This is a genomic window from Paenibacillus oryzisoli (assembly GCF_001653565.1).
In the GTDB taxonomy this organism is placed as follows: domain Bacteria; phylum Bacillota; class Bacilli; order Paenibacillales; family NBRC-103111; genus Paenibacillus_E; species Paenibacillus_E oryzisoli.
Genome location: NZ_LYPB01000069.1, coordinates 283,674 through 297,261, shown reverse-complemented (window position 1 = coordinate 297,261; position 13,588 = coordinate 283,674). Strand labels below are relative to the sequence as shown.

Annotated in this window: 6 protein-coding genes; all 6 read left to right on the top strand. The window is 42.5% G+C overall.

What is annotated here, in order from left to right; all coding sequences use genetic code 11:
* The first annotated feature begins 51 nt into the window (after positions 1–51).
* The 6 genes from A8708_RS15820 (at position 52) to A8708_RS15795 (ending at position 13,556) form a co-directional block, all read left to right on the top strand.
* Entirely contained in the window at positions 52–4,758 is a 4,707-nt protein-coding gene (locus A8708_RS15820; RefSeq protein WP_068665032.1) for an Ig-like domain-containing protein, read from the top strand.
* A gap of 188 nt (positions 4,759–4,946) precedes the next feature.
* On the top strand, positions 4,947–7,211 hold the full coding sequence (locus A8708_RS15815) for a helix-turn-helix domain-containing protein (RefSeq protein ID WP_068665030.1): 2,265 nt from the start codon (positions 4,947–4,949) through the stop codon (positions 7,209–7,211).
* 290 nt (positions 7,212–7,501) lie between these two features.
* Positions 7,502–8,482 (top strand): ABC transporter permease, encoded by a 981-nt coding sequence (locus A8708_RS15810; RefSeq protein WP_068665028.1) that lies wholly within the window; start codon positions 7,502–7,504, stop codon positions 8,480–8,482.
* Positions 8,483–8,498: 16 nt separating this feature from the next.
* Positions 8,499–9,380 (top strand): carbohydrate ABC transporter permease, encoded by an 882-nt coding sequence (locus A8708_RS15805; RefSeq protein WP_068665026.1) that lies wholly within the window; start codon positions 8,499–8,501, stop codon positions 9,378–9,380.
* A 52-nt stretch (positions 9,381–9,432) separates the two neighbouring features.
* On the top strand, positions 9,433–11,046 hold the full coding sequence (locus tag A8708_RS15800; RefSeq protein ID WP_068665025.1) for an ABC transporter substrate-binding protein: 1,614 nt from the start codon (positions 9,433–9,435) through the stop codon (positions 11,044–11,046).
* Positions 11,047–11,378: 332 nt separating this feature from the next.
* Positions 11,379–13,556, top strand: a complete 2,178-nt coding sequence (locus A8708_RS15795) for an AraC family transcriptional regulator (protein ID WP_204787554.1) — start codon at positions 11,379–11,381, stop codon at positions 13,554–13,556.
* Positions 13,557–13,588 lie beyond the last annotated feature (32 nt).

Sequence of the window (13,588 nt, the reverse complement as noted above, 5' to 3'; positions counted from 1 at the left end):
TAACGCGGGTGCGGGTTTTACTCTTTTATCTAAGTGAGGAGAGATGAATGCGTGGGAGTTAAACGAGGAAAGCAAAGGTTAGTTCAATTTACTGTGCACTGTTTATTAGTAGCAATTCTAGTGGGGCTCTTTCTTCCGGCTAATCCTAGCGTACAAGCGGAAACGAGTAACATGGTGGCGAACGCAGGCTTTGAAACGCAACTGACGAATGGAAGTCCAACCGATTGGACGATTAAGGAATATACCGCAGGGCCTATTGTAACGGTGGATAGTGCTGTTTATCATGAGGGAACCCGTGCAATTAAGATCGATGCAGCTGCGGGAGGGAGAAAGAGTGCAGCTCAAAATATTTCCTCGATCACAGCAGGGCAATTTTACAATGTTTCTTCATGGATCAAAACGGAAAATGTAGTTTCTCAAGAGGGAGCACGAATACGAATTGGTTTTTATGATGCGGTGAATGTCCTCACGGGCACACAAGTGTATACATCTGGTCTCAAAGGCAGCAACAATTGGCAACTTGTGAATAAAACGGTGCAGGCACCCGTCGGAACTGTCAAACTGGCGATTGAACTGATGCCAGATGTAGGCACAGGCGTAACTTGGTACGACGATGTCAAAGTAGTACCTGTTTATCCCGTGCAAGGAATAACGTTGGACCTAACGTCAGCTCATCTTTCGATTGGGCAAACTACAGCTTTGCATGCTTCACTTACACCAGTGAATGCGACAAATCAACAAATAACGTGGACCTCTTCCAGTGAGAGTGTTGCCATAGTGAACAGCGGGGGGACAGTAACAGCAATCGGTTATGGAACAGCCATGATTACAGCTACAAGCGAGGGGGGATTTAGCGCGCAATGTTATGTATCCGTCGGGGATACAGGAGTCAGTGTGGGTCACATTACTGTGAATACGAATCGAGTCACCGCTGCCGTTACAGATACGATGAGACTGTCGGCTGTCGTGTCGCCGTCAAATGCTTATGACCAGCGGGTGGCATGGACGTCTTCCAATACTGCCGTTGCGACAGTAGATAACAGCGGCCGCGTTGTAGTCGTTGGGCAAGGAACCGCAACGATAACAGTAACAACCGTAGATGGTAATCTAACTGCATCAACAACAATTAATGGTAACAGCCTGCTTCGAAACGGAAGCTTTGAAATGGTTTCGTCTGGGAATGTGCTTCCCGATGGCTGGTCGCTGACGAATTACACATCTGGCCCTGTAGCGAGCTTGGACAGCTCAACAGTCAAGGACGGTGGAAAATCTCTCAAAATTGACGCTTCCAGTGCCGGTAGAATTAGTGTCGCTAGAGAGATTACCTCCATTACAGCTGGGAATCATTATAAATTCTCAGCGTGGATTAAGACGAACCAAGTGCAATCCGTTGAAGGAGCACGGGTCAGAATCGTTTTCTATAACAACGCGAACGCGCCTATTGGTTCAACGGTGTTCGTAGGTGGGATTAAAGGCAGTCAAGACTGGAAGCTTGTTGAGAAGATTATCCAAGCGCCGGCAGGCGCTGTGAAGATGAGGATTGAAAACATGCCGGATACAGGCACGGGCACTTCCTGGTATGACGGAGAAAGTGTCATTCCATGGGTGTATGCCGAGGGCGTCAGCGTCACCCCGGATGAGTTGACTATGCAGGTTGGCGAGAGCAGCGTGATGAGCGCGTCGATTGCTCCGGTAAGTGCAACCAACCAGACAGTGACATGGACAACATCGGATGGGAGTGTTGTAAGCGTAAGCAATGGTACCGTGACCGCTATCCGTCAAGGGATTGCAGGGATAACCGCGACTTCCCAGGATGGTGGATTCCGTGCCGCAAGTATTGTACAGGTCGGAGGAAATACCGACATCACCGTACCCGACTACACGGCAACAACAACATTTGGCGGTTCGGTTGGTGGGCAGGTGATTGGCATTGATGCGAACAACCATCCCCTCTCATATACAAAGCTGGCAGAGCCGAATCACGGTACGGTCCATGTCAATAATGATGGTACTTGGACGTATAAAGCGAATCCGGGAAGCCAGACGTCCGATCGCTTTTACGTCGGGGTAATCGACGGCAACGGTAGTTCTACCTATGCGACTGTGACTATCAGCATACAGCCCTTGTCGACCCCACTAGCGCCTTACGCGAACGTGCATCCGAGTCTTTTCCTTGATGGAACGAAAGTGAATCAGCTGAAAACGGCTGTTCTATCAGGCGGAACCCATGCGGATATTTGGCAGGAAATTAAAGCGAAGGCGGATGCTTACGCGGTAATCACGCCTACAGCCTACTACGTGGATACCTATGATGGCGAATCATGGCAAAGAGACACGGCGGATCATACGATCTATCTGGCCTTAGCCTATCTAATCGACGGAGATATCAAATATTTCAATGCTGCGAAAACCTATGCGCTTGCTTCTGTCAATTACCCAACGTGGGGAAGAGGTGCTCTTCAGAATACCGATCTTGCTGCGGGACATCAATTATTAAGTCTTGCGATCGTCTATGATTGGCTGTATAACGACCTGGATGTGACAACGCGCAATGCCATTAAGCAAAAGTTGACATCGCGCGGAAACGAAATGTATCTGAAAGCGAGCGGTCAGCCTTTTGAAGGTCAAACATATAACATCTACTGGACGGAAAGCTATTTACAGAACCATATGTGGGTGAGTCTAGGTGGACTTACAGCGGCAGGCATTGTACTCTATGAAACTGGAGAGAATACGCTTCCTTGGCTGACGTACTCGATAGGTAAATTTGATAAAGTACTGCAAGCCTTATCGGAGGATGGAGCTAGCCAAGAGGGGTATCCGTATTGGCAATACGGGCTTGAATACTTATTGAAGTATGGCGAGCTTGCTCAGAAATTCTTAGGCATCGATATTTACACGGGCAATCAGTGGCTTGAGCAGGCTTCAACGTATGCAGCTTATATGCAGTTGCCTAAGAACAGTTGGAAATCCGACGTCAATCATCTTAATTTTGGGGATGATGCCAATGTGAACTGGTATGGTCCTGATATGTCGTTAAGACTTCTAGCAGGTAAATATGGGGATGAACTTGCACAAGGTCTTGCAGGCGAGATCGATCGTGCCAATATTGAATCTGACAATGTGAAATATGGCAATCTGTTGTGGTATGACCCGACGGTGGCGGAAGGTTCGACGAGCAGCCTGCCTACCCTGCATCTGTTTGATGATCTAGGCATCGTTTCGGCGAGATCTGACTGGTCCGGAGACGAATCGGTTGTCGCGTTCAAAAGTGGCCCGTCGATTGGCCACAAAGCACTCCATATGAATAAGTCCGAAACGTTCGATAACTGGGGCGTGGATCATGCGCATCCTGATGCTAATCATTTTATGATTTTTGGCAATGGGGAGTGGTTAATAAGGGACGATGGGTATGCGAATAAGCGGACGTCCAATCATAATACGCTATTGATCAACGGGATGGGCCAATTGGGTGAAGGAGGACAATTCCTGAATAACCTTCCTCTGCAAAGTGTAAAGTCAGAGCCGACTATTGTAAAAACCGTATCCACGGCTGTGTACGATTACATGCTTGGTGAAGCGGCTCAAGCTTATGACAGTACGCTGGGTCTTCAGAAGTATAAACGTCATCTCATCTATATGAAGCCGGATATTCTTGTGGTCGTGGACGATATCGAAGTCAATGAGCCGAAAAATCTGGAGCTCCGGTTTTTCCCGGAAAGCCAAAACATTCAATCGTTAGGAGATGGCAGCTATCTGACCACCGGTGGGACGGCGAATTTAAGATATAAGGAACTGACAGGAAGTAATATTACTTCCAGCGTGGACTATGTGCCTTATGTGACAGATGAAAGCAACATGGACAGACAGGCATTTCGGTTGATCAATACCACGCAAACCCATTGGGCCAATGCTGCAGCATTCTCTTGGTCCGATTCGGAAAGTATCCCGAAAAGCGTCTCATTGACGAAACAAGGGGATACATGGACCTTTGAAGCAGAAGGATCCGCAGTTGCCCTGAACCTATCCACAGATACGGTTCAAGGGGTGCAAGGATCAGGGGGAGGCCAAACAGGCAACGATGCGACATTGGATGCGATTGTTCTAAACGGTAAGTTCATTCAAGGGTTTACTTCCGGCGTATTCAACTATACCGTGCCGAAGTCTTCGAAATTGCCGCAGGCAACGGTTTCCGCTATCAAGCATGATAAGAATGCGACGGTGCAAACGACTTGGAGTGGCAACGCGATAGGAACAGCAACAATTCAAGTGACATCTGCGAACGGTACGGTCACCAACACGTACACGCTCACGGTGGAGGATTCTTCCTTGCTTACGGTAGCTGGAGCAGCAAGCAATGTTGTGAGTGCCGATTTTGGCGCAGCCAATGGAATCGATGACAACATGGCGACCATATGGTCGGCCAAAGCGGATTCCTCGCTTGTGACATCCGACAATCCGCAAGGCTATCCGTGGCTTCAAGTCAATCTCGGTAATGTCATGAATGTGAATCAAGTGGATATTGCTTGGTATTTGGGTCATCAACGGCAAGCGACTTTTGATATTGAAGTATCGACTAACGGCACTGTTTGGACGAATGTCTATTCGGGCACAAGCAGCGGAACAACGGCGGAGTATGAAAGCTATACGTTCTCAAGTGTCAGTGCAAAGTATATACGGATACTTGGACATGGTACCAATCAAAGTGTCTACACGAGTATCAAAGATGTGAATGTCTATAAGCCAACCGTCAATTAAACAGTAGCATCCATGTGTAGAATAGCCATGTTTCTCGAGGTGTTAGCGAGAACATGGCTTTTTACCGACTTAAGATGTGAAGATGGGCTAACTATGAATAGAACAGCACATTTCCTTCTAAGTGCCGCTTGTTCTACACTGATAGATAAACATGATATAATTTTGGCAACTAGAGGGGGGCGCTAGGTATGGCCAATATACGACCTTTTCCTAAGAAGGCGGGTTCACTATTTTTTAAATTACTGATCAGTTTTATCGTCATTACGCTATTGCCGGTTTCCTTTAACTTTGTTTCGTATGCCTTTTTTCGGACAAATCTGGAGGAGAAATTAATAGAGAACAACAGCGTGCTAACCGACACGACCGTCAAACATTATGAAGATCAGATCCGAACGATTAAAAATTTTACGTTTACCCAGTATTTAAAAGTCAACGCCAGCATCGTGAATTGGAACAAAGTGCGCGGAATCGATTATGTGGCGGTAACCCAACTTCGCAATGAATTGCAAGGGTATTTAACGAATCCGTCACTGTATTTATACAACATGATTTTTGTGTTGAATCGGCTTGATCTGGCGTTTGATAAAGATGGATCAGCTTCTTTACATGATATGTTCGATAAATTTTATTCCAATGACACGTATACTTACGATTTTTGGCAAGGAGAAATAAGGGGCAACAATGGGATTACCATGTATCCGTCCTCGAATTTTGCACAGAAAACGATGGATATTCAAAAGTACAGCGGCAGCCTAATGCCGCTCTTATTTAGCAGCGACAATAAAAGCATTGCAATCATCGCGCTGCTGGATAATGAAAAAATGGCTGCGGAATTTTATAAGTCGGCTTCACCAGAGAATAAGCTCTTTATTTTAAATGAAAAGAAAAACATGTTGTATGCTTCAGATCATGCCGCCACAATGACCTTTCCGCCGATGGATGAACTGCAAGGGCATATGAAAGTGGGAGCATCGTATCTCTTCTATCAAAAAGGGACGCTAAGCGGGTTTACCTATGTCAATGTGATTCCTACAGCTTCGATCGACTCGCAAATTTCAAAATTGAATCTTATACTGGCTACCATTCTCATCATTTCACTATTGTTAAGTGTTGCCGCCTCTATCTTTTTCAGTATGCGGCTCAACAATCCAATTCGTAAAATCTTAGAATCCATTCGTCAGCTCAATGTCTCCAACCCGCCGCAAAGTCAAATTAAAGAGTTCAATGTCATTAGTGAGAAAATCAATGATCTGATTCGAACGAATCTTGTCATTCATCAAGATCTGGACCGTCAGAATTCACTGCTTAAATATTACGCGTACACGAATAAGTTTAAAAATATTCGGGGCTACGCGAAGGAGGCTAATATCCCTCCAAACATTGATAAACCCTTTATTTTGATTGGTTTTCAACTCTTATTTAAATCCCGGCTAAAGACAGATATGGATATTGCCCAGGATAAAGCGGCTAATTTATTCAAGGAGTTTGTCAATGCCGATTTGACGGAAGCTTTTGAGGAGTCGGTTACGTTTCAGATTGAAAACGACATTATCTTATCTCTGATATTCATGGAGGAAGATCAACGGTCGCGAATCGAGGTATTTCTGCAGCGTTGGAAGCAGGTCTTCGATCTGGACCGGGAGTACTGTCTTGTATCGATCTCGGTTAGTGACAGGTACGAGGACTCCTCCAAATTTTCCGATGCGTATAATCAGATACTGCTGCTATTGAAGGGACGGCGAATGGGCGACGATACGCAAATTGTTACGGAGGCTGGGCCCAAGGATGCTGTTCATTCGGATCATGAAGAAGAGCGAGTGTTCTATGCTAACTTAGAAAAGGGCAATGCGATCGAATTAATTCAAATCGTAAAAAGACGCCTTCACTACCTCGATCGAAAAGGGGCGACGATGCGACAGCTGCATGATTATGCAACAGAAGTGATGCGTAAAGTGAACAAAGCTTCCGGGAGAGAGCCGGGGATTTCGGTTTTCGCAGAACGTTCCTTGCCTCGGACTGCTCCTTACGAGAATGTACGGGAATGCTTTACTTTGGAGCAATTGGAACGATACTTCGAATGGTTCCTCCAGATGGAACTGGCAGTAATTCGCAGAAAAGTGGAGGAATCCGATCCGATCATCGATTATGCAACGGACTATATCAATACACATCTTGGGGATGATATTACCCTGGAATTAATAGCTGATAAGCTAGGGATTACAGGGACTTATTTATCAACCTATTTTAAGAATAAGAAAGGCGTTAACTTCAGTGATTACATCAACAACGTTCGTATGCGAAAAGCACAGGAGTTATTAGCGACGACCGATCTGAAAGTACTTGATATTGCTTCCATGGTGGGTTATTACAGTGTTAATGCGTTTATTCGTAAGTTTAAAAAGCACACCGGTGTTCCGCCGGGCGAGTATCGCAAAGTAAAAATTGATTTGTAGTTAATTGCAATTCTTCAATAACAAAGAATAGGAGATAGTTGATGAAGACCGCTTAAACTGCGGTCTTTTTTTATGTTCATTTAGGGATCGTTTCACAAAAATTAATGAATTTGAAGTTTTTTGAAGTGTAGTAATGGTTGGAATTCGTTGATTTTGCAGCTTCTTAAACTATTCCTTGATCCGAAATTTTGCGATAGTAGTCCTATCAACTTAACTGAGAGGCCGGTTCGAACGCAGCATATCGAAATTTCGGTTAACTCATCAAAGAAGTCAGAATAAGGAGGATCATCATGCAAACAGCTTTGAGTACTAGCAAATCGGACAGCAGCGTAATAAAAAAGAAAAAAAAGAGATTCCTATCAGATATCAGTCAAAATTTTTATTTGTACTTATTAGTACTCCCGGGTATTTTGTATTTTGTGATTTTTAAGTACCTGCCGATGGTAGGTATCATTGTAGCTTTTCAAAATTTTAACGTTGTAAAAGGTATTTTCAAAAGTAAATTTGTTGGGTTGAAAAATTTCGAGTATTTCTTCACTTCAAAAGACTGGCTGATCGTTACGTGGAACACGGTATATCTTAATGTTTTATTCCTAGTAACTGGTTTGTTTTTTTCCATCTTTATTGCCCTTGTGCTATCTGAAATCAGCTCGAAGTATTTCAAGAAAGTGACACAATCTATTGTCATTCTGCCTAATTTTATATCTTGGACATTGGTTTCGATGTTTGTCTTTGGCCTGCTATCTACGGATGTAGGATTAGTGAATACCGTTTTAAAAGCAGTTGGTTATTTGAAAGAAGGGCAAGCTATCAATTTTTATTCCAATCCGACATTATGGACGGGGATACTGATCATATTGAAAATTTGGAAAGGGGCAGGTTTCGGCTCCGTCGTATATTTGGCGGCTATAGCGGGGATTGATCAGGAAATTTATGAAGCCGCCAAAATGGATGGAGCCAGCCGCCTGCAGTGTATAACCAAGATTACGCTGCCGCAGCTCAGATCAACTGCGGTGCTTTTGACCTTATTCGGCATAGGCGGAATATTCCACGGAGATTTAGGGATGATTTATGCCATTGTAGGCGATAACCCGAACTTATATGACACGACCGATGTTATTGACACTTATGTATTCAGAATGCTTAGGCAGATGAATGATATCAGCATGTCCACCGCGATTGGACTCTATCAATCGTTGGTCGGCTTAGTCATTGTATTTATAACGAATTGGCTCGCAAAGAAATATGATCAGGATTCTGCCATTTTCTAGGAAGGGATTGTTAAAGATGATTAAACGCCTTGATGGGAAAGGGATAGATATTGTTTCTTATCTGTTTATGACGATATTTTCTTTATTTTGTATTTTACCTTTTATTCTCATTCTATCAAGCTCCATATCTGACGAAAAAGCGGTACAGATGACCGGCTTCGTTCTAATTCCAAAAGAAATATCCTTATTTGCCTACAAGGTCATATTTCAGGATAATGCCATTTTTCATGCTTACAAGACAACAATCATTTTCACTGTTGTGGGTACGGTTCTCTGTCTTATCCTTACAAGTGCTATGGCCTATGCCCTTTCTGTAAAAACCTTTACTCATAGGAACAAGATTGCTTTTTTCGTGTATTTTACGATGTTGTTCAATGGAGGTTTAATACCAACCTATCTCTTAATCACAAAGTATTTAAACTTAACAGACAATATTTTAGTGTATATCCTGCCGGTGCTGGTTAACCCATTTAATATGTTTCTGTTAAGAAATTTCTTCAAACAAATCCCTGACTCACTGGCTGAATCAGCCAAAATGGATGGAGCTAATGATATCTATATTTTATTTAAGATCATCCTTCCATTATCTAAGCCTGCACTGGCAACGATCGGGTTGTTTTATGGACTCGGTTTCTGGAACGAATGGTTTACAGCCACTCTTTTCATTAACGATAAAGAACTATTCTCTCTGCAATATCTGATCATGAAGGTATTGAGAGAAGTGGACTTTGCGAATCAAGTGAATGAATTGCCTGGCGTTTCGCTTAATTATGTCGTACCAACCAATACGGCAAAAATGGCTACAGCAGTTGTCACTGTAGGTCCAATCATTTTCATATATCCTTTTCTACAAAAGTACTTTGTTAAAGGATTAGTGGTTGGCGCAGTTAAGGGCTAGACCCGCTTTAGCGGTTTAGTATAGATATATGATCACTAGGGAGGAAAAAAACATGAGAAAAAAGTTATTTGTAATACCGCTTGCTGTAACACTCCTTGCTGCTTCAATCGTTGGATGCAGCAAGGAAGATAGTAAGCCAACTGAAATCGAGTCGACTGCTGGCAGTGCTGCACCAGTAAAAAGTAAAGAGCCGGTTACGCTGAATGTTCGTCTGTTCGGGGCTGAAAACTCGCACTATCGCGCTGTCGATCCCGTCATTAAAGAGTTTGAGAAACGTACGAAGGACACATTGAATACGACGTTGAATCTGACATGGACACCGCCTGCGGACTATGGCACAAAGCAACAATTATGGCTAACAGCTGCAGAAGACTTCGACCTCTTTGTTCCATGGGATAAGGATAAAAACGCGAAAGACGGGGCGTTGGCAGATTTGAGCAAGTACTTTAACAATCCTCAATATCCAGGACTTCAAAAGGCATTCTCACCTGAGTATATCAATGACAACAAGATCTTTGGCAAAACCTTTGTCATTCCAATTACAAACGCGTTTATGGATATGGAAGGTGTATTTTACAGAAAGGATTTGTTAACGAAGTATGGCATGAAGGAAATCAGCAGTTATGATGATTTATATAACTATCTTGACAAAGTAAGTCAAAGCGAAAAAGATATGGTACCTTTTGCGAATTATGGAAATATGGCTTTCTTTAAATTATTTACCGATATCAATGCTCAACAGTTGGAAGGAAAGGTATTCCCATTTACTGGCGGTGGAAATCCTAAAGCGAATTATATTTATACCCAAATCGCAGAAGATGGCAAATCTGTAGCGGGTATAACGGCTTATGGAGATCCGGCATCGGAATGGGCTAAAATTAATCCCAAATACGGTCTGGATTATCTGATGAACCAGTTTAATCAAGCGAAGCGGTTTAACAAATTTATTCCGGCAGATACACTGACAGCTACAACTGGCACAGGAAAGCAAAACGCTGCTGGATTCGTAACATTGAGTAATTTCAAGGGTACGGAAGCTGGAATTAAAGCGAAAGTACCCAATGCAGAACTTGGTTTCTGGCCAATCTTTAAAAATAATCAAGAATTGGCACCTGGAAAGCAATCGACAGATGGCAAAGCGTGGAATTTCCTTGCTATACCTGCTACTTCCAAAAAAATTGACAGAACGATGGAATTCCTGGATTGGATTTTCTCCAAACAAGAGAACAATGATTTATTTACGTACGGGATTGAAGGTACAAACTGGCAGTCCGCAGGTACGAATCAATGGAAGCTTCCGGATGGCGTCGATCCAGCCAAAAATTACATGTTCCCTGGTTACCAATTGACATGGAATCCGACGTTAAACAGAATCCCTGCGGGATTACCTGATCAACTCCAAAAATATTATGATTATCAATTCAAGCCGGAATCGTACAAGAAAAATGTTTTGGCAGGATTTACATTCGATCAAGAGCCTGTGAAAAATGAGATTGCTAAATGTAACACTGTGATACAGAAGTATCTACCGTTTCTATTGTCCGGCTTCGGCGAAGTTAATGAACACTTGTCAAAGATGAATGCGGATCTGAAGGCTTCAGGTGTAGATAAAATTAAGGAAGAATTGAAGAATCAAATCAACACCTTCCTCGCTCAAAAGAAGTAAAACAAAGGAAATGCCTGTGCAGACTGGGGTCTGTGCAGGCATTTTCATTGCTATTTAACAGAATTTAAACAGTTTGTTGATATTCAAACAACGAGCTCACTCCACTAAGGTGTTGTTTAAGGATATAATAACATTACAAAACTATTCATCTGTTAGGTGGCGTGAGCATGAAGAATGTTATGACTGTTTTTCGAAAAAAAAATATGTTGTTTAAAATCATACTTTCGTATGTGTTGATTGGATTCTTATTTATTAGCTGCTTTTCCTATGTAGTGCTTAAAAGGGTTTCATCCAATATGACAGAGGACATTGTGGAAACCTCATCAAGAATGATGAATCAAACCTATAATACGGCGGATATTTTACTTACTTTTACCTACAACTATTATTCTCAGCTGTATCTGAATAATGAATATATCTCAAAAGCGTTGAATGGGACATCATTTAGTACCAATGATATCTACGACATCAACAGCCAATTAGGAGGATTTAAAAACACCAATCCATTAGTGTCTTCGATCTATGTATACAATTATCATGCTGGCATTGTTTTCAATTCGGCCAAGGCATTTAGCACGATTGATGATTTTTTTGATAAAGGCATGACGGATTTTCTGAAAGAAGGGGATATGACGAGGAACGGATTGTTTATTCCACGAACGGCGACCCTTTCCTTTTCATCAGACTCCAATAAGATTGCCAAACAGGACTATATTTCGATCGTATATACAAGAATTAATTCAAGCAAGGAACAGAACAGCATGGTTCTGAACTTGGATCAAAAGGTACTTCAATCGCTAATTCTGAAAGGAAACGATGAAAGACCGAATAAAATGATGATCATTAACTATCAAGGACATATTATTTCTGAACCCAGGGGGTGGTCGTATGATGATGTGTCAACGCAAGAGATCCTTTCCACGATTGTTCGTTCTAACTCTATGCGAGGTGAGATGGATGAAGCGATCCAAGGGAAATCATTTCGCATTTCATATGTGAAGTCTGATAATCTAGGTTGGAATTTCGTTGTATTCTCGGAAAAAAATGAGCTGTTAGGGAAAGTTCACACGCTGCAGAATTTCATACTTGCATTAACTTTAGTTTGTATTCTCTTGATAACGATTACATCGGTCTTCTTTACAAGAATTATATATTTCCCGATCTCTCATCTTCTGATTAGGATAAAAACAACAACAGAGACGAAAGAAAAGGTCAGTCTGAACGAATATGATTTGATAAACAAGTCCTTCTCGTTATTGGAGGATAAAGTCGAGACCTTGCAAACGGACTTCAATCAATCGGTACCTGTGCGCAGGCAAAGTCTTCTTAGATCGGTTCTTAATGGCACTGTGAATAATAATCGGGAAGTCAAGGTAGCGATGGAGAAGTTGCAGATCGGTTCGGCAGGGGATAATTTTGTGGTTTGTGTGCTCAAGATCGACGGGTTCCATGATATCTCGCTAAAATATGATATGGTTGATTTATCCTTATTCAAATTTGCTATTCAGAATATCTCTCAAGAGATTGTCGGCAATACCTTTAAATTGGAAGTTATTGAGAATGGCTATGATTCTTTAGATTTCGTATTCAATATTGGCAATGGGGATGCAGAAGCGCATATAAGTGTGTTAAGAAGTCTATTTGCCGACATACAAGCAAACATCAGAAGCTTATTGAAATTTAGCGTTACGCTAGGGATTGGGCCCGTTGCCCATATTATGGAACAGCTGCGTGAATCCAGGGATAGCGCTTACCAGACCGTTCTTTACCGTTTAATCTTTGGAACGAACAGCATCCTGTCGTTCGATGATCGGATAGGGACGGAATTCAGAGAGTACGAATATCCCGATGCGCTGGAGAAGCAAATCATGACCAGTCTTAAAGCAGGAGATACGGAAGCCCTTAAGGAATATACGTCTGAATTTTTTGCTGAAATGATGGCTTTCACTTATGATGTCATTATTCATTCCCTGATCCAGCTGCTGATTATGACAATCCGCGTAGCCAAGAGTATGTCAAACCTAGAACAGTCGGATCATCGCTTGGAGATTCATACCTGCCAGCAGGAAGTATTGAACCTGGATACATTGGAACAAATGGAAGCATGGTACATGAATCTATGCCAAATTATCATAAGACTTCGTGATCAGGAATCCAAATCGAAAAATAGTAAAACCGTTGCCGCTATGGTGGAGTACATGAAAGAAAACTATTTGGATTATAATCTCTCAGTTGATCAGATGTCTCAATTCGTGGGTCTGTCCACCAATTACATGAGACGACTATTCAAAGAGGAAATGAATCATTCTGTTTCTGAATATCTCACGGCACTCCGCTTGGAGAAAGCCAAGGAGCTATTAGTGAAAACAGATTACCCTGCAAGGAAGATTGGCGAAAACGTGGGTTTTGAGAATACCAACTATTTCTATGTGTTATTCAAAAAACATGTCGGTATGACGCCTGACCATTATCGTAGGGAACATAAGCTCGAAACCTTATTGATGGAGTAAAGACTCAATCAATCCGCGAATAGGCTGCTAAT

Excerpts from the sequence above, each read along its gene's own strand:
- A8708_RS15815 (WP_068665030.1), top strand. The coding sequence starts at position 4,947 with ATGGCCAATATACGACCTTTTCCTAAGAAGGCGGGTTCACTATTTTTT.
- A8708_RS15810 (WP_068665028.1), top strand. The coding sequence starts at position 7,502 with ATGCAAACAGCTTTGAGTACTAGCAAATCGGACAGCAGCGTAATAAAA.
- A8708_RS15805 (WP_068665026.1), top strand. The coding sequence starts at position 8,499 with ATGATTAAACGCCTTGATGGGAAAGGGATAGATATTGTTTCTTATCTG.
- A8708_RS15800 (WP_068665025.1), top strand. The coding sequence starts at position 9,433 with ATGAGAAAAAAGTTATTTGTAATACCGCTTGCTGTAACACTCCTTGCT.
- A8708_RS15795 (WP_204787554.1), top strand. The coding sequence starts at position 11,379 with ATGAATCAAACCTATAATACGGCGGATATTTTACTTACTTTTACCTAC.